Here is a 25,526-nt window from a genome sequence, read left to right on the forward strand (position 1 = left end):
GATACGTCAACAGATCATTGACACATGAGCTGGCTCGCAAGCTGGGAAACCTTCGTGAAGGTCGTCGAGAGCGGCAGCATGGCCGCGGCGGCACGCCGCCTCGACTGCACGCGCGCGCAGGTCAGCAAGCAGATCGGCGAGCTCGAGCGGCGCTTCGGCGTGCGCATGTTCGACCGCTCGACGCGCAGGCTCTTCCTCACCCCCTCCGGCGAGGTCTTCTACCAGCACGCGCTGCGCGCGCTCGAATCGATCGAGCTGACCGAAGTGGCCGTGCGCAACCTCGGCGACGTGCCGAGCGGCCTGCTGCGCATCAGCGCCAGCGTCGTATTCGGCCGGATGTGGGTCGCGCCATTGCTGCCGCGGCTCGCCGCGCGCTACCCGGAGCTCGACTGCGAGCTGATCCTCACCAACGCGCTCGTCGACCTCGCCGAGGACCGCATCGACCTCGCGCTGCGCTTCTGCCGCACGCCGCCCGAGGACGTCGTCGCGAAGCGCATCTTCACGATGGAGACGGTGATCTGCGCCGCGCCCGACTACCTGGCGCGCCACGGCAGCCCGACGGCGCCGCGCGACCTCGTCGATCACCAGTGCTTCAGCTTCCTGCTCTTCGACAACCGCGTGTGGCGTCTCGTTGACCGGGAGGGTGTGGAAATCGGCATTCCCGTGCGCAGCCGCATCCAGTTCAACGATGCCGGCAGCATCCTCGACGCCGCACTCGCCGGCCATGGCCTGGCGATGCTGCCGACCTATCTGTGCTGCAACGAATTGGCGAGCGGCCGGCTCGTCCGCGTGCTGGCGAACTACGAGCCGCAGATCGACTTCGGCCGCCACCTGTACGCCTGCTACATGCCCAGCCGGGCGCGCCTGCCGAAGGTGAAGGTGCTGCTGGACGAACTGGCGGCATTGCTGACGCCGATGCCGCCGTGGGGGAGTCTTACCGGCTGAGTCCGGACGGGCCCGGCTCGCCCCCCTGCGCTGCGTTCGCAAGGCCTTCGAGCACCCGCACGCCGAGCAGGCCCCCGCGCGTCGCGACGATCTTGCCGTCGCGATCGACGGCGTAGGCGAGCGGGCTGTCGAGCAGGATGCGCAGCGTCGACGCATCGAGGCGGTTTTCGTCCGCGACGACGGGCAGGGAGAGGCCACGCCGCGCCAGCATCGCGCGCGCGTCGTCATACACGCCGGCCGGAACGACGGTGCGGACGGCAACGCCGTCCTTCGCGGCGATCGCGACGAAGCGTTCGATCTCGGCGAGCGACTTGCGGCAGGTCATGCAACCGGGCGTCCACAGCACGACGACCGCCGGGCTGCCTTCGGCAAGCTGCACCGCAACCGGCGCGGCGGAAAGGCCGGCGAGGTCGGCGGCCGGGGCCGGCAAGGTCGCGCCGAGGGCCAGCGCCAGCGCCAGCCGGCGTGCCGGGGCACGCATGGCGCAACCGAACTCCGCAAGAATCCTCGCTATCGCCCGTCCAGTCATGTCGCTCACCTGATCAGTCTCCGGCTGTTCGAACCGTTCGAAAAGGATCGCCTGCGGCGCGCCGGCGCTCATTGACCGGCGTCAATCGCTGCTTCACCGCCCGCCTCGCAGCCGCGGTAGCGCTGGCCATGGCCGCCTGGAGTGACGTGCAGCAGTAGCGCGGCACTTACCAGGCGGGCGTCGTCGCAGCGGGAACGGCGGCAGGCGGCGGGAGCAGCCCGCCGGAAACGGCCCAGACCGAGAAGCCGGCGATCGCGAGCGCGACGATCAGCGCGACCGGACCGCCGCCGCGTGCGGGCGGAATCGCCGGGTCGTCCACCGCCTTGACGCCGGTGATCATCGGCCGGATCAGGTTGTCCTTCTTGACGTGCGTGTGCCACATCACAGCGCCGATGTGCAGCGCGACGAGGCCATACACGAGCCATTCGGTCTGACGATGCAGGCCGGCGATCCACGTGGACAGTTCGCTCGACACCGCATGGTAGAGCGGCCCGTAAAACGCGATGTCGTCGTTGGAAAACGCGCCGGCGAGCGCCTGGCCGGCCATCAGCGACAGCAGCGCAACCGTCGACAGCGCGCCCAGCGGGTTGTGGCCGACGCCGCGCCAGTGCCCGCGCAGGTAGGCGCGGAATTCGCCGGGCGTGGGCAGGAACTGGGCAAAACGCGCGTAGGTCGAGCCGACGATTCCCCACACGATGCGGAACACGACGACGCCGAAGATCGCCAGGCCGATGCGGCCATGCCATTCCATCGCGTTGCCGCCGATCTTCACGCTCACGATGGCGCCGGCGACCAGCACGACGAGCAGCCAGTGCGCGAGGCGGGTCGGGAGATCCCACAACAGGATGGGGTGCTTCACGATTTTCTTCCTTTTTTCGTCTTGCCTTTCGCCTGTGGCACCGGCGAATCGCTTACGGCGCTTCCCCCGTTAACAGCGCGGGACGCGAGAAATTCCCCGAGGATGCGCGCGGTGTGCGAGCCGGAGCTCGCGCACACGTCCGCGACCGGCCCCTGCGCGACGATGCGTCCGCCGCCGTCGCCGCCTTCCGGGCCGAGCTCGATCAGCCAGTCGGCCATCCCTGGTGGCGCATGCGCATGTCTCCATTCGTTGACAATGCTCAAACTCCCGGCAGAAAAATCCGCAAGTGTCATCCGCGCTTCCTATAGTTTTCAGGGACGGTACCGACCGTGACACTCCATCGATGCTGAGGCTGATTGTAAAGACGCGAGCGGGGTGAACAGCCCGTTCCGAATGGCGATCTCGACGACCATGAGGAGATCGGATCATGCGACGGCACGCCGAATCTTACCCTGCCGTTGACGCACACCAAACGCGCCGCCTGATCTGTGCATGACAGGCAACCCGGGTTGCTTCCGATACCAGGAGGCGACGCTCTCCCAGTGCTTCCTGCCTGGCACGCAAGATTTCGCGGGTACGTGTCGTTGTTCTCAAACGAGGCAATCGAAATGAAACACGAGATTCCGGGGCTGTCTCTCAATACGCAACCGATCAGGACCAAGGGACTCTGCCGTTCGACTTTGCTCGGCGTGCTATTCGTCGCGTTACTGTTTGGTCTGGCGCAGTCGGTGGCAGCCCAGCTCACGTCCGCGAATGGAAAGATTGCCTACGTTGAATGCGGGTCGAGCACGCATCCCTGGTTTTCCCCGCAGTGCGATATCTGGATCATGAATCCGGATGGCACCGAACCAACCAACGTCACCAATACGCCGGACCTGAATGAAATAAACCCGGCCTGGTCGGCTGACGGGACGAAGGTCGCTTATATCGAAGGCTGGAACGGCGTCAACTATCTCAAGATGGTGGATCTTGGCATCGATGGCACGGGAAGGGCCATCACGACCATCACGGAGGAGTACTCCTATCAGTTCGGCCCCACCTGGTCACCCGGCGGGACACAGATCGCGCTTGTACGCCAGGTTCCAGGCGTCGTCTTTTCAATTCAGTTCGACATCATTGTCATGAACGTTGACGGCAGTGGGGAAATCAACATCACGAATTCCGATGTCGATGAAATGGACCCTGCCTGGTCGCCGGACGGCAGCAGGATTGCTTTTGCCAGTGTGAGACCCGAGCATTACCTCGACCCGATCACCGGAACTCCGACCACTGGCGGACAGTGGGAAATTGTCACGGTCAACCCTGACGGCAGCGGTGAACAGATCGTGTCTGCGGGCGACACCGGGACGCCGCGAGCGCAATATCTGGAAGAAGATCGAAGCCCCGCCTGGTCGCCGGACAGCAGCATGATTGTTTTCATGAGTCAGGCTCAGATACCGTCTTGCTGCGGTAACTGGCAGATTTGGGCGGTAAATCGCGACGGTACCAGCATCACCAATCTCACCGACGATGAAACGGTCAATGACGGGTCCCCGTCGTGGTCTCCAGACGGCACACAGATCGTATTCTCGCGCGCCACCGGATCGGGTGGATTCGACCTCTACACGATGCCCACTCCGAGCACCCTGTCGTTAACCGCGGCGACGCTCTCGTTCGCCACAACCGTGCAGGCGGCAGCGTCCGCTACGCGGTTGGCCATGAACGCGAGCGATGCGGACTGGGGGCGTGATCCGAATTCTGCGCCTACGACCGGCAGTTACGCCCTCTTTGTTTCAGTTTCGCTGAACGGTAAAGGCGCTGGAGGCACTGTGACGAGCACACCGGCGGGCATCAAATGCGGACGCGATTGTTCCGCAATCTACCCGACTGACACTTGGGTGACCTTGTCCGCGACACCGAAGAAAGGTTCGCAGTTTTCCGGCTGGTCAGGCGCATGCGGGTCGGCGGCCGGTTCGGTTTGCTCTGTCTTGATGAACGATGCCAAGACGGTCAGGGCCGACTTTACGCGCAACAAATAATCATCGGGCACGGGCCGTGAGGCAAGACATGAGGCCGCCCCGAAGATGGAAGACGCCGATGCGCGTCGTCGGGGCCAGCAACGATCAGGCCAGGAGTGACTGAATCATGCAACGACAACAGTATTCTCATTCCCCCAATGAAGGGCAAGTAACGCGCCGCCTCATCGGCGCGGCGATGGTGGTGCTGATGCTCTTGGCCGGAATGAGCCTTCAGGTGGGTGCCGCCACCACCGAGCCGGTGCTGCAGTGGACGGCGGGCGGCCTCTCCGCAGGCACCGACAGCGTCGGCCAGGCGGCCCGCGTCGCGACCGACGCCTGGGGCAACGTCGCGGTGCTGTCCGGCCCCAGCGGCCGCGATCTCGCGCTCACGAGCTATACCGAAAACGGCATCCTGCGCTGGCGCAGCACGCTCAGCCCGGCGTCGGGCACCTTCGCCGGCGACTGGGTGGCCGCGGCGCCGAACGGCGACTTCGTGGCGGTCGGCCACAACGTGACTAGCAGCGGCAATCCGATCCAGATCACGCTCGCCCGATTCGACGCCAATGGCGCGCTGCTGTGGCGGAAGGAGCCGTCGGTCGGCTTCTTCCCGACGGTCGGGCGGATCGTCGTCGACACGGACGGCAACGCCTACCTCGCGGCATCGGGACGCGGCACCGGTCGTTTCGTGCAGAAGTACAGTCCCACTGGCGAGCTGCTGTGGTCGCAACTGGATGCGAGTGCCGGGGGGTTCGTGATCGCCGCCTCGCTGGCACTGAGTCCGGACGGCAGCGACGTCGTCGTGACCGGCAGCGTCTCGGGTGGCGCGGTGTGGAATACCGCTGTGCATGACGCCGCAACCGGGGTGCGCAAGTGGCAGGCAACGGCGGCGGAAGGCTTGGGCGCGCTGGACGTCGTCGTCGATGCAACGCGCGTGTACGTGACCGGGCAGGGCGCGACGGGTGGCGGGACGCCCGCGCTGACCTACTACCTCAGCGTCGTGGCCTACGACCGGACGACCGGAAAGCGCCTGTGGCGGACCGACAGGAAACCCGCGGACAGTTCGGGCGCAACCGGTTTGCGCATGAGCCTGGCGCCGGATGGCAGCCTGGCCGTCGCAGGGCATGCGTACCGCGGATTCCTCGACTGGTACACAGTGGCACTGGAAAAGACAGGTGCCGTACGCTGGGAGGCGGTCCGCGACGGCGGATTGAATACCGATGAAATCCCGCGCGTGGTGCTGGTCCTGCCCGACGGCACGACCGTCGTGAGCGGCCCCGGCGGGCCCAACCTCCCCGGCGGCTACATCCCCGGCGTCACCACCGGCTACAGCTCGGGCGGCGCGCGCCTGTGGGAAGCCTTTTCGGCGATGGCGACCACATGGGCGACGGCCCTGCCGAACGGCAACGTCTGTGCCGTCGGCGGCTACGACGCGTTGATCAACTGCTGGTCGGTGCCGCCGAATGACGCGACCGAGCCTCCGCCGCCACCTCCACCGCCCCCGCTGCTCGCTCCGACCGCCCCGACGAACCTCGCGGCGAGTTCGAGCGTGCGCCGCCGGATCGAGCTCGGCTGGACCAACACGGCGACCAACGCGACCTCGATCACGGTCGAACGCTGCTTGGGAAGCGGCTGCGCGAACTTCGCGGCCGTCTCCCTGCTCGCTCCAACGGCAAATCGGTGGACCGACGCGAGCGTGAAATCGAGATCGACCTATTCCTACCGGCTCCGGGCGTCCAACAGCGCCGGGACTTCCCCGTATTCGAACACCGCGACGGCAACAGCGCGCTGAACGCGCCGCTCAACCAGCGGCTTTTTTCGCCTTCGCACGACGGACTGGCACGGGCGCGGCAGCAGCGCCGCGCCCTTCGTCGCCTGAAGGACGCGCCCGCGCGGCCAGAAACTCCGCGAGGATGCGCGCGGTGTGCGAGCCAGGCGTAGCGCACACCTCGGCGACCGGCCCCTGCGCGACGATGCGCCCGCCGCCGTCGCCGCCTTCGGGGCCGAGGTCGATCAGCCAGTCGGCCTCGGCCATGACGTCGAGGTCGTGCTCGATCGCGAGCACGGTGTGGCCGGCGTCGGCGAGGCGGTGCAGCACGCGGATCAGCTTGTCGACGTCGGCCATGTGGAGTCCCACGGTGGGCTCGTCGAGCACGTACAGGGTATGTTTTTCCGCCGGCAGCGGGCGGCCGCCGGTCGCCGCCGATTCGCCGGCGCGCCCTCTCACTTTCGCCAGTTCGGTGACGAGCTTGATGCGCTGCGCCTCGCCACCCGAGAGCGTCGGGCTGGGCTGGCCGAGCGTCAGATAACCGAGGCCGACGTCTTGCAAGAGCGCCAGCGGGTGCGCGATCCCCGGGTGGGCGGCGAAGAAGTCGACGGCCTCGTCGACCGGCATCGCGAGCACGTCGGCGATGCTCTTGTCGCGCCAGCGCACGGTCAGCGTCTCGGGGTTGAAGCGCGCGCCGCGGCAGGCGTCGCAGGGCAGCTTGACGTCGGGCAGGAAGCTCATCTCGACGGTCGTCTGGCCCTGGCCTTCGCACACCGGACAGCGGCCGGCGCCGGTGTTGAAGGAGAAGCGCGACGCGTTCCAGCCACGCGTCCTGGCCTCAAAGGTCTCGGCGAAGAGCTTGCGGATCGCGTCCCAGAAGCCGACGTAAGTCGCCGGGCACGAGCGCGGGGTCTTGCCGATCGGCGTCTGGTCGACTTCGAGCACGCGGCCGACCGCCTGCCAGCCGTCGATGCGTGCGCAGCCGACCGGATCGGCCGTGCTCGACTGTGCTTCGCCGCGGCGGCGCGCACGCTGCGCGTCCGGGTCGCCGAGCAGCGCGTGCAGGCTGGCGTGGATGACGTCGCGCGCAAGTGTCGATTTGCCCGAGCCGGACACGCCGGTGACGACCGTCAGGCGCCCGAGCGGCACGCGCGCCGCGACCGACTGCAGGTTGTGCAGCCGCGCCTCGCGCACGACGAGCGACGGATGGTCGGCGTCGACGCCTTTCGGCGGACATAACGGGTGCTGCAGCGGCGCACGGAAGCAGGCGCCGGTCGCGGAGGCCGGCGCAGCCATCAGGTCCGCGAGCGTGCCTTCGGCGACGACTTCGCCACCGCGCACGCCGGCGCCGGGGCCGAGGTCGATGACGTGGTCGGCGCGGCGGATGGTGTCCTCGTCGTGCTCGACGACGAGCAGGGTGTTGCCGCGGTCGCGGAGCCGCTCGAGGGTGTCGAGCAGCATGCGGTTGTCGCGCGGATGCAGGCCGATCGTCGGCTCGTCGAGGATGTAGCACACGCCGCGCAGGTTCGAGCCCAGCTGTGCGGCAAGACGGATGCGCTGCGCCTCGCCACCGGACAGGGTCGGCGCGCCTCGGTCGAGCGCGAGGTAGGCGAGGCCGACCTGTTGCAGGAAGTCGAGTCGCCCGCGGATCTCGGTCACGAGGTCGCGTGCGATGTCGGTCTCGCGGCCGGCGAGCGCGAGGCTGTCGAAGAAGCCGGCGACTTTCGCGACCGGCTGCGCCGACAACTCGTGGATGCCGAGCTCGCGAAAACGCACCGCGCGCGCGACCGGGTTCAGACGGGCGCCGTCGCAGGTCGGGCAGACTTCGTCGGTGACCTGTTCGGTCTCCGCGAGGTCCAGCTCGTTCGCATCCTCGACGCGGCCGATGGTGCGCTGGCCGGTGCCGTAGCAACTGGGGCACCAGCCGTGCTTGGCGTTGTACGAGAACAGGCGCGGATCGGGTTCGGGAAAACTGTCGCCGCAGGACGGACAGGCGCGCAGCGTCGAGAAGGTCAGCGGGACGGCCCCGACCTTGCCGAGTTCCAGCACCTTGACGACACCCTTGCCGTGCGCGAGCGCCTCGGCGAGCTGGGTGCGCAGCGCGGCCTCGTGCTCGGGCGCGACGACGACCATGCCGACCGGCAGCTCGATGGTGTGTTCGACGTAACGGTCCAGCCGCGGCCACTTCGCCGTCGGCAGGTAGTAGCTGTCGACGCGCAGCTGCGCATAGCCCTTGCCCTTGGCCCATTTCGCGAGCGCCGTGTACAGGCCCTTGCGGTTGGTCACCAGCGGCGCGAGGAGTTCGACCGAGGCGCCGCGAAAATCGCGCAGGATCTGCGCGGCGATCGCGTCGAAGCTCTGCGGCGACACCGGGATGTCGCACTTCGGGCAGTACTGCGTGCCGAGCTTGACGTACAGCAGGCGCAGGAAGGGCTGGATCTCGGTCAGCGTGCCGACCGTGCTCTTGCGGCCGCCGCGGCTCACGCGCTGCTCGATCGCGACCGTCGGCGGGATGCCGAACAGCGCATCGACGTCGGGGCGCGCGGCCGGCTGCACGAACTGGCGCGCGTAGGCGTTGAGCGATTCGAGGTAGCGGCGCTGGCCTTCGCCGAACACGATGTCGAAGGCCAGCGTCGATTTGCCCGAGCCGGACAGGCCGGTAATGACGGTGAAGCGGTCGCGCGGGATCGTCAGGCTGACGTTCTTCAGGTTGTGCTCGCGCGCGTGACGGATCTCGATCACCGGCGCGGCGATCGGCCGGTAACGCGCAACCGGCTCGGCAACGGCGGCGGGCTTGCCGAGCGCACCGGCGTAGGCGGCGAGCGCCCGGCCGGTGTGCGATGCGGCGCAGGCCATGACCGTCTGAGGCGTGCCGGCGACGACCAGTTCGCCGCCCGCCTCGCCGCCTTCGGGGCCGAGGTCGAGGATCCAGTCGGCGGCGAGCAGCACGTCGAGGTTGTGTTCGATGACGACCAGCGCGTGGCCGGCGTCGAGCAGCTTCTCGAAGGCGCGCAGCAGGGTCGCGACGTCCTCGAAATGCAGGCCGGTGGTGGGTTCGTCGAACAGGAACAGCAGGCGCCCGGGGGCGGCCTTCGCCTTGGACTTCTTGCCGGCGAGTTTCGCCGCTTCGGCGAGATGGCCGGCAAGCTTCAGGCGCTGCGCCTCGCCGCCGGACAGCGTCGGTACCGGCTGGCCGAGGCGCAGGTAGTCGAGGCCGACGTCGGCGAGCGGCGCGAGCGCGGCCTGCACCGCCGGCTGGTCGGCGAAGAAGGCCAGCGCCTCGGACACCGTCATCTCGAGCACGTCGGCGACCGACTTGTCGCGCCAATCAAGTTCCAGCACTTCCGGCCGGTAGCGCTTGCCGTCGCAGTCCGGGCAGCGCAGATAGACGTCGGACAGGAACTGCATCTCGACATGTTCGAAACCGGAGCCGTTGCAGGTCGGGCAGCGCCCGGTGCCGGCGTTGAAGCTGAAGGTGCCGGGGGTGTAGCCGCGACTCTGTGCGTCCGGCAGCGCCGCGAACAGCGCGCGGATCGCGTCCCATGCACCAACGTAGCTGACCGGGTTCGAACGCGCGCTCTTGCCGATCGCCGACTGGTCGACCATCACGACGCCGGCCAATTGCTCGACGCCTTCGAAACGCTCGAACACGCCGGGGGCGTCGGCACTCTGGCCGAAATGCTTGGCGAGCGCCGGATACAGCACGTCCTGGATCAGGCTCGACTTGCCGGAGCCGGAGACGCCGGACACGCACACCAGCTTGCCGAGCGGAATGGCGATGTCGATGTCGCGCAGGTTGTGCTGGCGTGCACCGACGAGACGCAGCACCGGGTCGTCCGCCGCCACCGGGCGCGACTGGCGGCCCGCATCGACGCGCTTGCGGCCGGCGAGGTAGGCGCCGGTCAGCGACGCCGGATCGGCGGCGATTTCGGCGGGCGTCGCATAGGCGACGATCTCGCCACCGCGTTCGCCGGGGCCGGGACCGATGTCGAGCAGACGGTCGGCGGCGCGCATCAGCTGCGGGTCGTGTTCGACGACGACCAGCGTATTGCCGGCGTCGCGCAGGCGCGTCATCACCGCAAGGATGCGATCGATATCGCGCGGATGCAGGCCGATCGACGGTTCGTCGAGGACGAACAGGGTATTCACCAGCGACGTGCCGAGCGCGGTGGTGAGATTGATGCGCTGCACTTCGCCGCCGGACAGGGTGCGCGACTGGCGGTCGAGGGTCAGGTAGGCGAGGCCGACGTTGGCGAGATAGTCGAGGCGGCTGCGGATCTCGTTCAGCAGCAGGTCCGTCGCCTCGTCGAGTCCATCGGGCAGCTGGAGATTGGCAATGAAATCGCGCACGCGGCTGATCGGCAGCGCCATCAGTTCGTGGATCGCGAGGCCGGGCAGGGTGCCGAGCGATTTCGGGTGGCGCGGGTAGTTCGGGGATGGGAATTCGGAGGCTAAATCCGCCGCCGCCGCGGGGGCTTCCGGTGCTCGTTGAACGCGTGGCGGACGCCTCGCCCCGAAAGCCACCGTGGCGGCGGCTGCGTCGGGGGCATTCTCCGGGTTGTTTGTGTGACCCTGGCCTTCGCCGCCGAGCCGCCACAGCAGCGCCTCCGGCTTCAGCCGCGCGCCGTGGCACGCCGGGCATTGCGTATAGCTGCGGTAGCGCGACAGCAGCACGCGGATGTGCATCTTGTAGGCCTTGCTCTCGAGCCAGTCGAAGAAGTGGCGCACGCCGTACCACTTGCGCGGCCACGACGCCTCCCAGCTCTTCCATTCGGCGTCGCCTTCGAGCAGCCACTGGCGATGTTCGGGCGGCAGATCGCGGAACGGGATGTCCATCGCCACGCCATCCTTCTTCGCCATCTTCACGAGGTCGTCCTGGCACTCGCGGAAGCTCGCCGTCTGCCAGGGTTTCACCGCGCCTTCGGCGAGCGTCTTCGATTCGTCCGGAATCACCAGCGAAAAGTCGACGCCGATCACGCGGCCGAAGCCGCGGCAGGTGTCGCACGCGCCGATCGGCGAGTTGAACGAGAAGAGTCCCGGACTGGGATCGCCGTAGTGGATGTCGCAGTCGGCACAGTGCAGGCCGCTGCTGAAACGCCATACCGTTTCGCCCCCTTCCTCGTCCGCGCGTTGCGCGCGCACCGCGATCCGGCCGTGGCCGTGGGTCATCCCGGTTTCGATGGCCTCGACGGCCCGGCTGCGCTCGGCGTTCGAGAAGCGGAAACGGTCCTGCACCACGTGCAACAGGTCGCCCGCCGCTGTCGATTCGCGCGCGTGAATGCGCGTATACCCCTGCTGGTTGAGCAGCGCGGTGACTTCGGCTTCGGTGAAGCTTTTCGGCACCGGCACCGCGAAGGTCAGCACCAGACGCGGATCGTCGGCCGCGCAGCGCTCGGCGAGCGCCGCATGGATGCTGTCCGGATCGTCGCGGCGCACCTCGGCACCGCAGCCGCGGCAGAAGAGCTTCGCGCCACGGGCGTAGAGCAGCTTGAAGTGGTCGGTCAGCTCGGTCATCGTGCCGACCGTCGAGCGCGAACTGCGCACCGGATTGGTCTGGTCGATCGCGATCGCCGGCGGCACGCCCTCGATGCGGTCGACGCGCGGCTTGTCCATGCGGTCGAGGAACTGCCGCGCGTAGGGCGAAAAAGTCTCGACGTAGCGGCGCTGGCCTTCCGCGTACAGGGTGTCGAACACCAGCGAGGACTTGCCCGAGCCGGACACCCCGGTCACGACCGTAAGCTCGTTCAGCGCGATGTCGAGCGACAGGTTCTTGAGATTGTTCTGGCTCGCGCCGACGATGCGGATGCAGTCGGACATCGCTTACTTTTCGTCCTTGCGCGTCGCTTCCTTCACCGTTTCAACAGCTTCCTTGCCAGCCTCCTTCAGCTTTGCCGCGGTCTCGCGCGTCGCATCCAGCGCCTTCTGCGCGGCCTCCCCGGTCGCTTCCTTCGCGTCACGTGCCGCCTCGCCCGCGGTCTCGCCCGCCTGGCTGGCAGCCTCGCGGCCTTTCTCGATACCTTCGCGCGCCGACTCCGTCACCGCCTGCGCTGCCGCCGATGCCGCTTCGCCCGCCTTCTGCACGGCTTCCCCCGCCTTCTCGGCAGATTCCTTCGCCGCCTGCACGGCATCACTTCCCGCTGTGCGCGCACGCTCGTCCGGTTGGTCGCGGCCGCAGGCGGAAAGGCCCACCGACAGGCCGGCGATCAAGACAACAGCAAAGGTCTTCATGATGTTTTCCTTGCGCATGGGATGCTCAACAAGATATCGCGGTCGGCAGAAAGTTCAACGCGAACGGTATCCGAAAACGACGAAGGGCCCGCACTGGGCGGGCCCTTCCGGTCGCAAGGCGAAAGCTGCGGATTACTTCACGCGGGCCTTGTACTCGTCGGTACGGGTGTCGATTTCGATCTTGTCACCGATTTCGACGAAGGCCGGGACCGGCAGTTCGAAGCCGGTGCCGATCTTGGCGGGCTTCATGACCTTGCCCGAAGTGTCGCCCTTGACCGCGGGTTCGGTGTAGATCACTTCACGCACCACCGAGTTCGGCAGATCGACCGAGATCGCCTTGCCGTTGTAGAACACGACTTCGCAGGTGAGGCCGTCTTCGAGGTACTTCAGCGCGTCGGTCATGTTCTCGGCTTCGACTTCGTACTGCTCGTAGTCGGTATCCATGAACACGTACATCGGATCGGCGAAGTACGAGAAGGTCACTTCCTTCTTGTCGAGCTGGACGACTTCGAACTTGTCGTCGGCCTTGTACACCGACTCCGACGGCGCGCCGGTGAGCAGGTTCTTGAGTTTCATCTTCACGACCGCAGCGTTGCGGCCGGACTTGTTGTAATCGGCCTTCTGCACCACCAGCGGGTCGCTGCCCACCATGATGACGTTGCCGGAGCGGAGTTCCTGTGCGGTTTTCATGCTGTTTCCTGGAGTCGAACGGGTACGGACTGGCGCCGTGAATTGTAAAAAACCCGTTATTTTACCGCGAGTTCTGAAAATTGCACCAGCGTCGACACGAGGTCCGGCGACGCTGCCAGGGTGTCCGACCAGCGCCGGGTGTGCGCCGCCAACCGGGGCAGACATTCGGCGAATCGCGGCCACGCGGCGGCGGCATCGCCTTCGCCGTTCCACGCCCGCCACAAGTCCCGTGTCGCCGCGGCCGTCGCATCGTCGATTCCCGCCAGGTAGCGCGCGAGAAAGGCATCGAGCTTGTCGTGATGAATCTCGTCGTCCTGCGCGTAGATGTGCCAGACGAAGGGCCGCGCCGCCCATTGCGCGCGCACGAAGGAATCCTCGCCGCGCACGAAGTTCAGGTCACACGCCCACAGCAGACGGTCGTACTCGGCGGTGTCGAGAAAGGGCAGCAACACGACCGTCAACGCGCCTTCGCGCAGACACGCGCCGACGCCAGCCTCGGGACTGCGAAAGAAACGCAGCACATCGCCGACCACGCGCCCCTCCGGCACCAGCAGCACGGTCGGCTGCGGCGCATCGGCCCAGCAACGCAACACCGTGTGCAAGCCCGGCTGCTCATAGGCGAACAGCGACACCACGCAGGCGCCGGCCGGCATCTCGGGCACGCCGAGGTGGCGCCACCACTCGCCGCGGCCGCGCGTGTCCGCGTGGAAGCGAATGCGCTGTTCGATCAGCCCCGGTTCGCGCAGCAGGCCGCCGGTGCGCGCGGTGAAACCGGGAAAGAAAAAATGTTTGAGCAGCGGCAGACGCGGGTGCGGCGAACCCAGGCCGTGACAGCCCTCCACCCAGTTTTCCGCCGACAGGTACTCGAGATTGATCCACAGCGGTGCCGGCGTGCGGGCTGCCATCGCGGCGAGGTAGCCGGCCGGCAACTCGCACGCGAAGGCTTCGACGACCCGCGCGGCCGGCACAACCGGCGGAAAAGGATCGCTCCAGCGACGCACTTCGACACCGTCCTGATGCAGTACATCGGCGACGTTCAGGGCCGCCGGACACAAGCGCGAAAAGGCCTCCCAGTCATCGACCCACAGGCGCACGGCGCAGCCGTGATCGCGCGCCAATCCCTTGGCCAGACGCCAGCTGACGCCGATATCCCCGAAGTTATCCACAACCCGGCAAAAGATGTCCCAGTCGAAGGCGGATGCGGCGACAGAAGGGCTCATGGCAGTGGACAAGTGCAGGGAAAAGGTTGGGATGCTTTGTGGGAAAAGGCCTGCAAAGCGCGAAGGTGAAAAACGGGACACATTCCGTGCACAGGTGAACACAGGGCTTATCTACGGACTTCTACCATCGCGAAGTCCCTGGGCCTGCTGGTGAAACCCGATTTATCCACAGAAATCGGCGCACTATATATATCTTTATCTTTTAAATTAATAGAAAAACAGAAGAAGAAAACACCAGGCTGCGAAGAACGGTCGGGGAAGCCATGTACGACCAAATCCATCCCTGCGGGACAGGTTCGGCTCAACCGCACCCCAACCGTGAAACCGATGCCGTGATTTCACCCCCGGGTTCTTCGCCGTACGGACCCGTGTGCGACGCGCCCGGCAAAAAAAGCGATCGGGGCACCACGGCGTTTCGGTGATGCCGAGAAGGCCATCTCCCGCATCCGCGAATCGGGATGGTTCGCCCGGACGGCGTGCGAGCCGGCACATGCCGTCCCCTTGTGCCGAAGGTCGGTGGCGGCACCGACCTCGCCCGGCGCAGATATCCCCGAAATTATCCACAAGTGCAGCAACGCGCTAGCGCTTGGAGGCGGGATCGGTCTGCGAAAGCGCGATTGGCGTGGACAACTCGCGGGGAAACGCAGGGATGCTTTGTGGGAAAAGGCCCCCGAGACACCGAAGCGAAAAACAGGACACATTCGATGCACAGGTGAACAGGGGGTTTATCTACCGGTTTTCAGTAGCGTGAAGTGCTTGCCCTGACTGATGAAAGCGCACTTATCCACAGAAAACCGCCTGCTATCTTTATCTTTGTTATTAATATTTATAAAAAACAAAAGAACAACACACCGCAGCACGCAGCGTGGAAAAATCGAAATGCCAACGCCGCAAGCGGCGATCAAGGGACCGCGCGGTACGGCCGGGAAAGGATCAAGGAGGACGGGTACGCAGCCCTGGCGGACAGGGCGGCCATTTGCGACGGACGGATTTATGCGATGTCGGCGAAAGCAGCCAGCTGGGCGAGATCGGCCTCTTCGAGCCAGCGCCAGGTGCCGCACGCCAGATCGTCCGGCAGCGACAATCCGCCAATGCGGCTGCGGTGCAGGGCTTCCACGCGGTTGCCGGCGGCGGCGATCATTCGCTTCACCTGGTGGTACTTGCCTTCGGTGATCGTCAGGCTTAGACTCCGCTCCCCCGTTTGCCGACATGCGGCGGCGGCGATCGGGGCAGGTTCGTCGTGCAGCTGCACGCCGGTGAGCAGACTGGCGATCAGGGCGTCGTCGACGGGATGCCGTGTCGTGACGTCGTAGACCTTGGGAACGCGTTTTTTGCCGGAACTCCAGACGTGGATGAACTGGCCGTCATCGGACAGCAACAGCAGGCCCGTCGTGTCCTGGTCCAGCCTGCCGATGCACTGCACGCCGCGATTCGCCAGCGCTTCGGGCAGCAGCGCGAACACCGGGGAATGAAACTGGGTCTGGTGCGAGCACTCATATCCGGCAGGTTTGTGCAGCATCAGGAAGACTTTTTCGCGGTAGCGCCAGGTCTTGCCGTCGACGGCAAAATCGAGTCCGGCAGGCGCGAAGTCCGCAGCGGGATTTTTGAGGACGCGACCGTCGATGCTGACGCGGCCGGCGTGGATCAGGTTGCGGCAGACTTTGCGACTGCCGAAACCCTGAGAGTGGAGAATTCGTTCGATCTGCATGAACGGATGCTACCCGAAGCGCGCTAGACTGTTGCCCCCGCCCACGGAGCCCGCTGGTGAATTTTGAACATCTGCTGGTCGTCAATGACCCCGACAATCCGCTCGTCACGCCGCTGACGCGCGAGGAGCTGTGGTTCGGCCTGCTGTGCCGGGCAGAGGATTCGCGCCCCTTCCTGCCGGGGCTGGATGCGTGCACGATCGTCGAACGCAGCGACACCGAACTGGTGCGCGAATTGAACTTCGGCAGCGTCGTGATACGCGACCGGGTGACGCTGCAGCCGATGGAATGGGTGCGTTTCGACACCGAACGTACCGCGACGCACGCCGGCGGCAGTCTCACGATCGGCATCGAGGAACCGGCACCGGAGACCATGGTGCTGCGTTTTCACTACCGTACGACGCTGACCGAACTCAGTGCCGCCGACGACATCGCCTACTCGGAGTTCGTCAAATCGGCGTATCACCAGTCCGACGTCGACACCCTGCGCGTGATCCGCATGATCGCCGAGTCGGGCCATATCCAGTAGCCGCCGTCGGGTGGCTCATCCACGCGGTGGGGCGTGCTGCCGAGGGCCGCGCCCCGCTCCCTGAATCAAGCTGAAATCCGGAAAAAAAATCTCATGTGGTTCAAGAATCTGCAGATCTATCGTGTTCCCGCCGGCTGGGACATCAGCGCCGAAGCGCTCGAGGAGCAACTTGCGCGCAAGCGCTTCGTGCCCTGCGGCAGCCAGGACCAGGAAACCCGCGGCTGGCTGTCGCCCACCGGTGACGAATTCCTCGTGCACCGCGTGGGCGGGCATTGGCTGATCGCACTGGGGGTGGAGCAGAAGCTGCTGCCCTCGTCGGTGGTCAAGCAGGAGGCCGAGGAGCGCGCCGAGGCGCTGGCCGAACAGCAGGGTTACAAGCTCGGCCGCAAGCAGATGAAGGATCTGCGTGAGCAGGTCATGCAGGAATTGCTGCCGCGGGCGTTTACGCGGCGCAGGAAGGCCTTCGCGTGGATCGACCCGGTGGGTGGGTGGCTCGGTATCGATGCGCCCAGTCAGACCCGTGCGGAGGACGTCCTGGAGGTATTGCGCCAGACGCTCGACACCCTGCCGCTAGCCATGCTGCGCACCGAGCGCTCGCCGACCAGCGCGATGGCCGACTGGCTGGCCGGCGGCGACGCGCCGGGCGGGTTCACGATCGACCAGGATTGCGAGCTGCGCTCGGTGACCGAGGACAAGGCGGCGGTGCGCTACGTGCGCCATCCGCTCGAAGGCGACGAGGTGCGCGGCCATCTGGCCGCCGGCAAGCTGCCGACGCGCTTGGCGCTGACTTACGACGACCGCGTCAGCTTCGTGCTGAGCGAAAAGCTCGAGATCAAGCGCCTGGATTTCCTCGACGTCGTGAAGGAAAACCTCGACCAGCAGAGCACCGACGATGCGCGCGCGCTGTTCGACGCCGGTTTCGCACTGATGACCGGCGAACTCGGCCGTCTGCTGCCGGCGGTGGTGGAAGCGCTGGGTGGCGAGCTGAAGACCGCAGCGCCCGCCATCTGAGCCGTTCGGGGCGATCAAGGGAAGTATCGCGGGGCGTCGCGTGAGCGGGGTTCCGCGCGTGGCGGCGTCCCGGCTCATGACGGGTAAATCGCCGGTCGGCCAGGAAAGCCGACGAGGACTGGGCTATGCTTGGCTTTGCGGTTAACCGGAGATCCGGACTGCGGCATGAGCGATTCCCCTTGTCCTCCCCCTTCCTCGCCGCCCCGCGATGCGCCCGCCGATGGCGAGCGACTGCTGCGCATCGTGCACACGCTTTCGCGCGAATTGCGACCGGGCATGAGCGCGATCGAGGCGTTGGGGCTGGAGCATTCACTGGAGCGCGATTTCGGCTTCGATAGTCTGGCGCGGGTGGAATTGCTTGCCCGCATCGAGCGTGAATTCGGCATCAGGCTGGCCGAGGCGGCCTTCATCGAAGCCGAGACGCCGCACGACCTGCTGCGTCAGATGGAAGGGGCGTCCGGCACCGCAGCCGCTTCCCAGGCCGACATTGCGAAGGTGAGCGCGAGCGGGATCGAGCGGCCGCCACAAACGCTCACGACGCTGGTCGAGATCCTCGACTGGCGCGTTGCGCAGCACGGCGAACGGGTGCATGTCACGCTGCAGGGCGAGGGCGCGCTGGTCGAGGACATCAGTTTTCGCGCGCTGCGTGCCGACGCGATGCGCGTCGCTGCCGGGCTGCTCGCCAACGGATTGCAGCCGGGCGAACGGGTCGCCATCATGCTCCCCACGGGGCGCGAGTTCTTCGCCGCCTTCTACGGCGTGCTGTATGCGGCGTGCGTGCCGGTGCCGCTGTACCCGCCGGCACGGCCGTCGCAGATCGAGGATCACATGCGGCGCATCGGCGGCATCGTCGCCAATGCCGAAGCCGCCGCGCTGGTGACCGACGAGCGTGCGCGACCGCTCGGCCACCTGCTGCGCGCGCAATGCGGCTCGCTGCGCAGCATCACGACCGTCGCGGCGCTTTCCGGTGGCGCCGCGCCGCCCGCCTTGCCCCGCCCGGACCCGCAGGAAACCGCCTTCCTGCAATACACGTCGGGCAGTACCGGCAACCCGAAGGGGGTCGTCCTGACCCATGCCAACCTGCGCGCGAACCTCGACGCGATGGAACGCGCCTCGGGCATCACTGCGGCAGACGTTTTCGTGTCCTGGCTACCGCTATACCACGACATGGGACTGATCGGCGCGTGCATGGGCAGTCTCGTCGCAGGTTTCCGGCTGGTGCTGATGTCGCCGCTCGCATTTCTGGCGCGGCCGGGCGCGTGGCTGTGGGCGATCCACCGCTATCGCGCCACCGTGTCGGCCGCCCCTAACTTCGCCTACGAGCTTTGCGTCGACAAGCTCGACGATCGCGAAGTCGATGGCCTCGACCTGAGTTGCTGGCGGCTGGCCTACAACGGCGCCGAGCCGGTCAGTCCCGATACGATCGAGCGTTTCGCGACGCGCTTCGCCCGCGTCGGTTTTCGCGCCAATGCGATGACCCCGGTCTACGGTCTGGCGGAGTGCTCGGTCGGTCTCGCGTTTCCGCCGCTCGACCGTGGACCCTTGATCGACCGTGTCGATCGGCCCGCCTTGTCCCGCACCGGCATCGCGCAGGTCGCCGCCTCCGGCGATGTCCATGCCCTGCGCATCGTGTCCTGCGGCCGCCCGCTGCCCGAACACCGCATCCGCGTGGTCGATACCGGCGGACGCGAACTGGCCGAACGCACCCAGGGGCGCGTGCAGTTTCAGGGGCCGTCCGCGACGCGCAGCTATTTCCGCAATCCCGAGGCCACGGCAAAACTTGTCGAGGGCGAATGGCTCAATAGCGGCGATCTCGGTTACCTTGCGGCGGGCGAGCTATACCTCACCGGCCGCGAGAAGGACGTCATCATTCGCGGCGGGCACAACGTCTACCCGCAGGAGCTGGAAGAGGCGGTAAGCCACGTGCCGGGGGTGCGCCGTGGCGGCGTGGCAGTGTTTCCCGCCACCGACGCGCAGACCGGTACGGAGCGGCTGGTGGTGCTGGCCGAGGTGCGCGACACGGTCACGTCGGCGGAACGGCAGCGGTTCCAGGCCGAGATCAATCGTCTCGCCACCGACCTGGTCGGCCTGCCCGCCGACGACATCGTGCTGGCGCCGCCGCGCACCGTGCCGAAGACGTCCAGCGGCAAGATTCGCCGCGCGTCCTGCCGCGAACGTTACGAAAACGGTACTTTGCTCGATGCGCAACGTGCGCCGTGGCGGCAGTGGCTGCGCCTTGTCGGCAGTGGCTCGGTCGCCGGCGCCGGACGCCTGTTGCGCCACAGCGTCGGCTGGACGTGGAGCGCGTGGGCGTGGCTGGTTTTCGCCAGTCTCGTGCCCGTAGCATGGGGGCTGATCGTGCTTGCGCCCACTCTGACACTGCGTCGGCGGATCGCGAAGGTCAGCGCCCGCCTGGCGCTGACGCTGACCGGCCTGCGCCCGCGCGTCGACGGGCTGCAGCATCTCGCCGCTCGCGGTCCCGTGATGGTCGTCGCCAACCATGCCAGTTATCTCGATGGGCTGATCCTTACCGCCGTGCTGCCGCCGCGCTTTGCCTACGTCGCCAAGCAGGAGCTGTTGCGCAGTCCCTTTGCAGGCATCCCGCTGCGTCGCCTGGGTAGCGCCTTCGTCGAGCGTTTCGAGAGCGCGCGCGGTGTCGAGGACACGCGCAAACTCGAGGCGCGGATACGCGACGGAGACTGCCTGATGTTCTTCCCGGAAGGCACTTTCGGCGACGCCGCCGGACTGCTGCCGTTCCGGCTAGGCGCTTTCGTGCTGGCTGCGGGTGCTGGTGCGCCGGTGATTCCGGTGACGCTGACCGGCACGCGCACGCTGTTGCGCGGCGAGAGCAAGCGGCCGCGCTTCAGCCGACTCGCGGTGTGGGTCGGCAAGCCGCTCGTGCCGCAAGGCGCGGGGTGGGACGACGCTTTGCGTCTGCGCGACGCCGCCCGCCGGCAGATCCTGGTGCAGCTGGGCGAGCCCGATGCGGCGACCTGACTAGCGCAGCAGCAGCTTTTCGAACGCCTCCACCGGCAGCGGGCGGCTGAACAGGTAGCCCTGGTAGCTGTCGCAGCCCTGCTCCGCCAGAAACGCCAGTTGCTCCGGCGTTTCGACGCCTTCGGCGAGCACCTTCAGATTGAGCTTGCGCGCCAGCGCGATGATGCCGGCGGAGATTTCCATGTCGTTGCGGTCCTGCGGAATGTTGCGCACGAAGCTCTGGTCGATCTTCAGCACCTCGATCGGCAGGTTCTTCAGGTAGGACAGCGAGGAATAGCCGGTGCCGAAATCGTCGATCGCCAGCCGCAAGCCCATCGAGCGCAGCAGGCCGAGTCGCTCCACGGCCTGGGCCTCGTGGCCCATGATCATGCTCTCGGTCAGTTCCAGCTCCAGCGACTGCGGCGGCAGCCCGGTCTGTTTCAGGATTGCCGCGATGCGCTCGGGCAGATCCGCCTGCCACAGCTGGCGTGCCGACAGATTCACCGCCACCAGCAGCGGCGGCAGTCCCGCGTCCAGCCACTTGCGTGCCTGCTGGCAGGCGGTTTCCAGCACCCAGTCGCCAATCGGCACGATCAGGCCGCTCTCCTCGGCAAACGGAATGAAACGATTCGGCGGAATCAGCCCCTCCTCCGGATCGTTCCAGCGCAACAGCGCCTCGCAACCGACCATGCGCCCGCTGGCAATGTCGATCTGCGGCTGATAGTGCAGCACGAAACCGCGCTGCTCCAGCGCGCGGCGTAGCCGCCGTTCGAGATTCAGATGCAGCTGCGCGGCGCGGCTCATCGCGTCGGTGAAGAAACGATAGGTGTTGCGCCCCTGCGCCTTGGCCTGGTTGAGCGCGGTGTCGGCGTGCTGGATCAGTGCGTCGGCGGTTCGGGCGTCCTGGGGGTACAGGCTCACCCCGACACTCGCGCCGACATACACCAGCTGGCCATCCGCCAGCTGGAAGGGTTCGTGCAGCTGGTCGATCAGGGTTTGCGCAAGACTCGCGGATTCATCCGGCTTGACGAGATTTTCGATGATCACGAGGAATTCATCGCCGCCCCAGCGTGCCAGCGTGTCCTCCGGCCGCAGACAGCTGCGCAGGCGGCGCGAGATGCTCACCAGCGACTCGTCACCGGCCGGATGGCCGAGGCTGTCGTTGATGTTCTTGAAGCGGTCGAGGTCGATGAACAGCACGCCGATGCCCGTGTGGTGGCGCGCCGCCTGATCGATGGCGTGCTCCAGGCGCGACTGCACCAGCAGGCGGTTGGGAAGGTCGGTCAGCGGATCGTAGTGCGCCAGACGCTCGAGTTCGGCCTCGGACTGCTTGATCTTGCTGATATCCGTCATCACCCCCGCGTAATGCGTCGGCATGTGTTCGTCGTTGTATACGGTGCTGATGCTCAGCCACTGCGGATACAGCTCGCCGTTCTTGCGCCGGTTCCAGACTTCGCCCTGCCAGTAGCCGGTGCGTGTGACCTGCGACCACATCCGGCGGTAGAAGGCATCGTTCTGCAGCCCGGACTTGAGCAGTTGCGGCGCCTTGCCGAGCGCGTCCGTGGGCATGAAACCGGTCATTTCGCACCATGCGCGGTTAACGCTGACGATGCGCCGGTCCAGATCGGTGATCATCACGCCGTCGCGGGTGCTTTCGATGACCGCCGCGGCCTGGCGCAGCGCATCCGTCGCGCGCACCTTCTGCACCGCCAGTGCCGTGATCGCCGCAAACTCGTCGATCAGCGCAATCAGCGCTGCTTCGGGTGCGCGCGGTGCGTCGAAATACACCGCGAAGGTGCCAAGCACGGTGCCGCCCGGGTCGCGGAACGGAAACGACCAGCACGCCCGGAAGCCGACGCGCGCCGCGATGTCGCGGAATGGTGCCCAGTGGGCGTCGGTCGTCACGTCGGTGGCGAACACCGCTTCGCCGCGATAGGCGGCCGTGCCACAGGATCCCTGCCCCTCGGCGGGCTTGAGTCCTTCGACGGCGGCGCGATAGTAGTCGGGCAGGCTGGGGGCCGCGCCATTGGTGAGGCCGCCGCTGAGCGGGTCGAGCAACAGGATCGACGCGCGCATCTGCGGTTCGAGCCGCTCGAGGCGCTGCACGACGTCGTCGAGGATGATCGGCAGGGCGTCGCCCGCGACCAGCCGGTTGAGCACCGCGCTGCGCGCCGCCTGCAGCAGTTCGTCGTGCTTGTGGTGCGTGATGTCCGTCCAGGTGCCGACGACTTCGAGCGTCGCGCCGACGTCCCGGCGCACCACGCGCATCTGGTCGCGAATCCAGAACGTGCGCCCGGTGTCGGCGACGAAGCGGTACTCATGATCGAGATGGCCGTCGGACAGCAGTTGCGGTTGCGCCGCGAGGGCCGCGCCGCGGTCCTCGGGATGCAGGTGGCCCAGCCACCAGCCGGGAGTCAGGGCTTCGCCAACGGTGCTGCCGAAAATGCGTTCGATATTCTCGCTGACCCAGTTCGGCATGAGACTGCCATCGAACATGCGCAGCGTATACAGCACCACCGGACTCGCCGTCAGCAGGTAGGACAGGTGTGCACTGGTGTCACGCAATTCGGCGCGTTCGCGCAGCAATTCTGCCTGTTCGCGGACTTTCTCGAGCGTCGCCGGCAGCGCATGCAGATAGCCGTCGTACTTGGCGATGTAGTCGTTCACGCCGACATTGAGCGCGCGTGCCGCAAGGTCTTCGCTGCCATGACCGGTGATCATCACGATCGGCAAGGTGAATCCGCGCTCCTCGCGCAGCACGCGCGTGAGTTCCACGCCGTCGATGCTGCCGATGCGGTAATCCACCAGCAGTACGTCGAAGTCGGCCACCTGCGTGTCGTCCTCAGGCACGCTCGCCAGCACCTCGGCGGCCGTCCGCACGATGCGGAGCTGGATGTGCGGCGTGTGCAGCGCCAGGTGGCGGCGCGTGAGATCGGCGTCGAACTCGTTGTGCTCCGCATACAGCACGCGCAGTGGTCGCAGCGGGCGTGCCGGGCTGCTGTGATAGCGGGCCAGCGCGGTGCGCAGTGTCGCCGGCAACTGCGCCAGGTAATCCTTGCGCTTGACCAGATAGCCATCGGCTCCGGCCTTGAGCGCGGCAATCGCCGCATTCTGGTCGCCGGAACCGGTCAGCAGCACGACGGCCAGCGGCAACTGGTGCTGGCGCACATGCGCGAGCAGTTCCAGCCCCGAGCCGTCGGGCAGTTTCAGGTCGGACAGTAGCAGGTCGAGGCCGGGCTTGCGGGCAAGGCGGCTCTGCGCCTGGGCGAGCGTGTGCGCCACCTCGAGCACGATGTCCGGCGCCAGACGCGCGAGCGTGCGTCGCGCCAGGTCGGCGTCGGCCTCGGAGTCCTCGACGTACAGGACGTGCAGGCCGTTTACCTCGGAAGTTCGTTCAGTAGGCACCAGTACTGCTCGATCTGTTCGGCCGCTTCGATGAAACGCGCGAAGTTGACCGGTTTGATGATGTAGGAATTGGCGCCGAGCTCGTAGGCCTGGCCAACGTCGGCGTCCTCGCCCGAGGTCGTGAGCATCACCACCGGGATATAGGCGAAACGCGGGTGTGACTTGAGCCGGCGCAGCACCTCCAGGCCATTGACGCGGGGCAGCTTGATGTCCAGCAGGATCATCGCGGGAACGGGGTGACCGGCCTCCCAGCGGGCGATGAAGGACAGGGCTTCCTCGCCGTCGCGCGCGACCTCGATCGGACGGTCGGAATTCTTGCGGGAAAACGCCCGTAGTGCGAGATCGAGGTCGACCGGGTTGTCCTCGACCAGCAGGATGCGGTGTCCGGGAACATCGCTCGTCATTGCGCAAACTCCACGTGGAAGGTTGCTCCGTGGCCGGGCGCGCTTTCGGCCCACACCCTTCCGCCCATGCGTTGCACCGCCTTGCGCACCAGCGCGAGTCCGACCCCGGTGCCGGGATAATCTTCGGCGCGATGCAGGCGCTGGAAGATCTCGAAGATGCGGTCATGATACTTCATGTCGAAACCGATGCCATCGTCGCGCACGCGGATAATTATCCGCCCGTCGTGGAGCCGGGCATCGATGGCGATGTGTGGCGCCTGGGTATCGCGGGTGAACTTCAGTGCATTGCCGATCAGGTTGCGCAGCACCAGCGTGAGACCACTGCGGTCGGTCGCAATCCGGGGCGCAAGCTCGCCGACATCGACGTGCGCATCAAGGGTCTTGATCTCGTGGGCGAAGCTGTCGAGCACGCTGTGCACCAGCGCCGGGAGATCCATCGGGGCGCTTTCCATCGGTCGCCGCTCGATGCGCGAGTACATCAGCAGATCCTCGATCAACTCGTGCATCTGCGCCACGCCGCGGCGGATGTTGGTGAGGAACTGACGGCCGTCCTCGTCGAGGCGCTCATGGTAGTCGTCGAGCAGCAGCTGGCTGTAGCCCTCGATGCCGCGCAGCGGCGCCTTCAGGTCATGCGACACCGTATAGCAGAACGATTCCAGCTCCTGGTTGGCCGCTTCGAGTTGCGCGGTGCGGCGGGCGACGCGCGTTTCCAGTGTGGCGTTGAGACGGCGGATCTTGGCCTCGGCATTCTTGATCGCGGTGATGTCGAGCAGGACGCCATGGATGCGTGTGACCACGCCGGAGGCATCGCGTGTCAGCCAGGTGCGGTCGTCGAGCCAGATCCAGTCGCCGGCAGCGGTGCGCAGGCGATATTCCTGGCGGTATTCGTCGGGACCACTGGCGAAGTGTTCGGCGACGTCCGCCTCGATGCGCGGCTTGTCGTCGGCGTGGATGAGATCCGCGTAGTGGATCCGCCCCGAGAGCAGATCGTCGCGCCCGTAACCCCATTGCGTGACGCTTTCGCTGACGAAGCTGACCGGCCAGCCGGGTGCGTTGCACCATTCGATGGCGACCACCGGCGAACGGTTGATGAGCGCCGTCAGGTGCGCGGGTTCGCCGCCGGGCGTGTCGTCCGGGTTCGTGAGCGTGTGCATGCCCCTCCTCCTCCCGGCCAGCTGCGGTCCGGGCTCGTCAATTCAGCGCACGGGGTGTCCTGGCCGGACCATGCGTCGCTAAAGTTGCTGAATTGTACAAGTGAAAGC

General features: G+C 66.6%; 16 protein-coding genes and 1 pseudogene. 6 read left to right on the top strand and 11 right to left on the bottom strand.

Features of this window, described 5'->3' with window-relative positions; all coding sequences use genetic code 11:
* Nucleotides 1-24 precede the first annotated feature (24 nt).
* Nucleotides 25-945 carry a LysR family transcriptional regulator gene (locus tag GPA25_RS07695; RefSeq protein ID WP_169259785.1) on the top strand — a complete coding sequence of 307 codons (921 nt, stop codon included), beginning with the start codon at nt 25-27 and terminating at the stop codon, nt 943-945.
* Here GPA25_RS07695 and GPA25_RS07700 read toward each other — a convergent pair.
* From GPA25_RS07700 to GPA25_RS07710, 3 genes and pseudogenes are all read right to left on the bottom strand, one after another.
* Nucleotides 935-1,474: a TlpA family protein disulfide reductase gene (locus GPA25_RS07700; protein ID WP_246265464.1), complete on the bottom strand. Its 540-nt coding sequence runs from the start codon at nt 1,472-1,474 to the stop codon at nt 935-937. The two genes, GPA25_RS07695 and GPA25_RS07700, sit on opposite strands and share 11 nt — an antisense overlap.
* A gap of 166 nt (nt 1,475-1,640) precedes the next feature.
* On the bottom strand, nt 1,641-2,336 hold the full coding sequence (locus GPA25_RS07705) for a cytochrome b/b6 domain-containing protein (protein ID WP_169259809.1): 696 nt from the start codon (nt 2,334-2,336) through the stop codon (nt 1,641-1,643).
* Nucleotides 2,330-2,548: pseudogene (locus GPA25_RS07710) on the bottom strand (hypothetical protein); the annotation flags it as partial. The pseudogene GPA25_RS07710 and the gene GPA25_RS07705, both read right to left, overlap by 7 nt.
* 393 nt (nt 2,549-2,941) lie before the next feature.
* On the opposite strand from GPA25_RS07710, the gene GPA25_RS07715 reads away from it, so the two are divergent.
* Together GPA25_RS07715 and GPA25_RS07720 are read left to right on the top strand one after the other, a co-directional pair.
* Nucleotides 2,942-4,351 carry a TolB family protein gene (locus tag GPA25_RS07715; RefSeq protein ID WP_169259788.1) on the top strand — a complete coding sequence of 470 codons (1,410 nt, stop codon included), beginning with the start codon at nt 2,942-2,944 and terminating at the stop codon, nt 4,349-4,351.
* Between the two features lie 106 nt (nt 4,352-4,457).
* Nucleotides 4,458-6,119, top strand: coding sequence for an outer membrane protein assembly factor BamB family protein (locus GPA25_RS07720; RefSeq protein WP_169259789.1), 1,662 nt, complete (start codon nt 4,458-4,460; stop codon nt 6,117-6,119).
* A gap of 9 nt (nt 6,120-6,128) precedes the next feature.
* Here GPA25_RS07720 and GPA25_RS07725 read toward each other — a convergent pair whose 3' ends face one another.
* The 5 genes from GPA25_RS07725 to GPA25_RS07745 all read right to left on the bottom strand — a co-directional run bounded on the left by GPA25_RS07725 (nt 6,129) and on the right by GPA25_RS07745 (nt 15,941).
* Nucleotides 6,129-11,912 carry an excinuclease ABC subunit UvrA gene (locus GPA25_RS07725; RefSeq protein WP_169259790.1) on the bottom strand — a complete coding sequence of 1,928 codons (5,784 nt, stop codon included), beginning with the start codon at nt 11,910-11,912 and terminating at the stop codon, nt 6,129-6,131.
* A gap of 3 nt (nt 11,913-11,915) precedes the next feature.
* On the bottom strand, nt 11,916-12,323 hold the full coding sequence (locus GPA25_RS07730; protein ID WP_246265452.1) for a hypothetical protein: 408 nt from the start codon (nt 12,321-12,323) through the stop codon (nt 11,916-11,918).
* 132 nt (nt 12,324-12,455) lie between these two features.
* On the bottom strand, nt 12,456-13,013 hold the full coding sequence (gene efp, locus GPA25_RS07735; RefSeq protein ID WP_169259791.1) for an elongation factor P: 558 nt from the start codon (nt 13,011-13,013) through the stop codon (nt 12,456-12,458).
* Between the two features lie 56 nt (nt 13,014-13,069).
* Complete coding sequence (earP, locus tag GPA25_RS07740; RefSeq protein WP_169259792.1) at nt 13,070-14,233, bottom strand: elongation factor P maturation arginine rhamnosyltransferase EarP; 1,164 nt, start codon at nt 14,231-14,233, stop codon at nt 13,070-13,072.
* A gap of 991 nt (nt 14,234-15,224) precedes the next feature.
* Complete coding sequence (locus tag GPA25_RS07745; protein WP_169259793.1) at nt 15,225-15,941, bottom strand: 16S rRNA pseudouridine(516) synthase; 717 nt, start codon at nt 15,939-15,941, stop codon at nt 15,225-15,227.
* Between the two features lie 56 nt (nt 15,942-15,997).
* On the opposite strand from GPA25_RS07745, the gene GPA25_RS07750 reads away from it, so the two are divergent.
* The 3 genes from GPA25_RS07750 to GPA25_RS07760 all read left to right on the top strand — a co-directional run bounded on the left by GPA25_RS07750 (nt 15,998) and on the right by GPA25_RS07760 (nt 20,476).
* Nucleotides 15,998-16,468 carry an AtaL-like protein gene (locus tag GPA25_RS07750; RefSeq protein WP_169259794.1) on the top strand — a complete coding sequence of 157 codons (471 nt, stop codon included), beginning with the start codon at nt 15,998-16,000 and terminating at the stop codon, nt 16,466-16,468.
* A gap of 93 nt (nt 16,469-16,561) precedes the next feature.
* Nucleotides 16,562-17,479 (top strand): recombination-associated protein RdgC, encoded by a 918-nt coding sequence (locus tag GPA25_RS07755; RefSeq protein WP_169259795.1) that lies wholly within the window; start codon nt 16,562-16,564, stop codon nt 17,477-17,479.
* A gap of 165 nt (nt 17,480-17,644) precedes the next feature.
* Nucleotides 17,645-20,476: an AMP-binding protein gene (locus GPA25_RS07760; protein WP_211162998.1), complete on the top strand. Its 2,832-nt coding sequence runs from the start codon at nt 17,645-17,647 to the stop codon at nt 20,474-20,476.
* On the opposite strand, the gene GPA25_RS07765 is transcribed toward GPA25_RS07760, so the two are convergent.
* The 3 genes from GPA25_RS07765 to GPA25_RS07775 are packed head-to-tail and all read right to left on the bottom strand — an operon-like array spanning nt 20,477 to nt 25,418.
* Entirely contained in the window at nt 20,477-23,860 is a 3,384-nt protein-coding gene (locus tag GPA25_RS07765; protein WP_343034871.1) for an EAL domain-containing protein, read from the bottom strand.
* The gene (locus tag GPA25_RS07770; protein ID WP_169259796.1) at nt 23,833-24,264 is read right to left on the bottom strand and encodes a response regulator; all 432 of its coding nucleotides are present in this window, start codon (nt 24,262-24,264) and stop codon (nt 23,833-23,835) included. The genes GPA25_RS07765 and GPA25_RS07770 overlap by 28 nt, the downstream gene beginning before the upstream one ends.
* The gene (locus tag GPA25_RS07775) at nt 24,261-25,418 is read right to left on the bottom strand and encodes a sensor histidine kinase (RefSeq protein WP_169259797.1); all 1,158 of its coding nucleotides are present in this window, start codon (nt 25,416-25,418) and stop codon (nt 24,261-24,263) included. The genes GPA25_RS07770 and GPA25_RS07775 overlap by 4 nt, the downstream gene beginning before the upstream one ends.
* Nucleotides 25,419-25,526 lie beyond the last annotated feature (108 nt).

The organism is Aromatoleum diolicum (assembly GCF_012910955.1).
Classification (GTDB): Bacteria; Pseudomonadota; Gammaproteobacteria; order Burkholderiales; family Rhodocyclaceae; genus Aromatoleum; species Aromatoleum diolicum.

Coding starts and splice junctions, on each gene's coding strand:
- GPA25_RS07695 (WP_169259785.1), top strand. CDS start 25: ATGAGCTGGCTCGCAAGCTGGGAAACCTTCGTGAAGGTCGTCGAGAGC.
- GPA25_RS07700 (WP_246265464.1), bottom strand. CDS start 1,474: ATGACTGGACGGGCGATAGCGAGGATTCTTGCGGAGTTCGGTTGCGCC.
- GPA25_RS07715 (WP_169259788.1), top strand. CDS start 2,942: ATGAAACACGAGATTCCGGGGCTGTCTCTCAATACGCAACCGATCAGG.
- GPA25_RS07720 (WP_169259789.1), top strand. CDS start 4,458: ATGCAACGACAACAGTATTCTCATTCCCCCAATGAAGGGCAAGTAACG.
- GPA25_RS07725 (WP_169259790.1), bottom strand. CDS start 11,912: ATGTCCGACTGCATCCGCATCGTCGGCGCGAGCCAGAACAATCTCAAG.
- GPA25_RS07730 (WP_246265452.1), bottom strand. CDS start 12,323: ATGAAGACCTTTGCTGTTGTCTTGATCGCCGGCCTGTCGGTGGGCCTT.
- efp (WP_169259791.1), bottom strand. CDS start 13,013: ATGAAAACCGCACAGGAACTCCGCTCCGGCAACGTCATCATGGTGGGC.
- earP (WP_169259792.1), bottom strand. CDS start 14,233: ATGAGCCCTTCTGTCGCCGCATCCGCCTTCGACTGGGACATCTTTTGC.
- GPA25_RS07745 (WP_169259793.1), bottom strand. CDS start 15,941: ATGCAGATCGAACGAATTCTCCACTCTCAGGGTTTCGGCAGTCGCAAA.
- GPA25_RS07755 (WP_169259795.1), top strand. CDS start 16,562: ATGTGGTTCAAGAATCTGCAGATCTATCGTGTTCCCGCCGGCTGGGAC.
- GPA25_RS07760 (WP_211162998.1), top strand. CDS start 17,645: ATGAGCGATTCCCCTTGTCCTCCCCCTTCCTCGCCGCCCCGCGATGCG.
- GPA25_RS07770 (WP_169259796.1), bottom strand. CDS start 24,264: ATGACGAGCGATGTTCCCGGACACCGCATCCTGCTGGTCGAGGACAAC.
- GPA25_RS07775 (WP_169259797.1), bottom strand. CDS start 25,418: ATGCACACGCTCACGAACCCGGACGACACGCCCGGCGGCGAACCCGCG.